The 1,193-nt window shown below is 46.7% G+C and carries 2 protein-coding genes; both read right to left on the minus strand.

Translation table 11 applies throughout. From position 1 onward, the window contains the following. Window positions 1-198 (minus strand): hypothetical protein (locus tag PGX78_RS08435; RefSeq protein ID WP_270446503.1); only part of this gene is annotated, 198 nt, incomplete at its 3' end. Next, the coding region (miaB, locus tag PGX78_RS08440) for a tRNA (N6-isopentenyl adenosine(37)-C2)-methylthiotransferase MiaB (protein WP_270446502.1) at window positions 155-1,193 on the minus strand (1,039 nt) is incomplete at its 5' end. The genes miaB and PGX78_RS08435, both read right to left, overlap by 44 nt.

The raw sequence follows: 1,193 nt of genomic DNA on the forward strand, positions 1-1,193 counted from the left end.
TGTATCGGCAGAGTGAAAGGGAACGCCGCACATGGGTACGCGTTCCTTATTGCCGCCGGCACGGCCGGTCAAGGTTAAATCCAATTCACGCGACGCCGTCAAGGCATCGTCAAAAAACAATTCATAAAAATCGCCTAAGCGAAAAAACAGCAGTTTATCGGCACACGTCTCCTTGACTTCCAGATACTGCTTCATCATGGGCGTTAACTTCATTTCTTCGGCCACAATCTTCCTCCCGTTTCAGGACATGACCTTTAAGGACCCAAGTCTGTCCCTTATCCACATGTACTCGTATGGTATCACCGACGGCGCTCGTCCCGTCGTTTTCCCAAATGATCATCTTATTGCCCCGCGTCCTGCCGAACCAATGATTTTCATCATTTTTCGTAGGTCCTTCGACAATGACTTCATAGTCCTTGCCTTCCATCTCTACGTTATAAGCCAGGCTGATTTCATTCTGCACATCAGCTAATCGCTTCAAACGTCGGCTCTTTTCATCTTGAGAAATCTGATTATCCATCGTCGCTGCCGGCGTTCCCGTACGGGGTGAATAAATAAATGTATAGGCCATGTCGTAGCGTACGCGCCTCAGCAAGTCGAGAGTTTCTTGAAACATAGCTTCCGTTTCACCGGGAAAGCCGACAATAATATCGGTCGTCAAGACAGCTTGAGGCATCTTTTCTCGAATGTACGAAACCAACTCTTCGTAGTGTTCCGTCGTATAACCGCGATTCATGCGTTTTAAAAGTTCCGTAGACCCGCTCTGCACAGGCAAATGAATATGGGATACTACCTTCTTGCACTGAGCAATGGCGTCTATCATGGTAAAAGTCATATCCTTCGGATGGCTGGTCATATAACGAACCCGTTCAATGCCGTCAATGTCTTCTATAGCATATAAAAGGGCTGAAAAATCTGTACCGTCCTTAAAATCGAGCCCATATGAATTGACGTTTTGACCCAGTAGTGTAATTTCCTTATAGCCTTCTTTTGCTAAATTGCGAATTTCTTCTACAATTTCTTCAAGGGGGCGGCTCACTTCGCGACCGCGCACATACGGAACAATACAATACGTACAAAACTTATTGCACCCGTTCATAATGGGAACCCAGGCGAAGAACTTCTGGAATCGCTTCGTCGGTACGGCGTGGAACACATTGTCTTCCATTTCCGTAGCCAACATGTGGCTTTCC

Source organism: Megasphaera sp. AF13-6AC (genome assembly GCF_027685385.1).
In the GTDB taxonomy this organism is placed as follows: Bacteria; Bacillota; Negativicutes; order Veillonellales; family Megasphaeraceae; genus Megasphaera; species Megasphaera micronuciformis.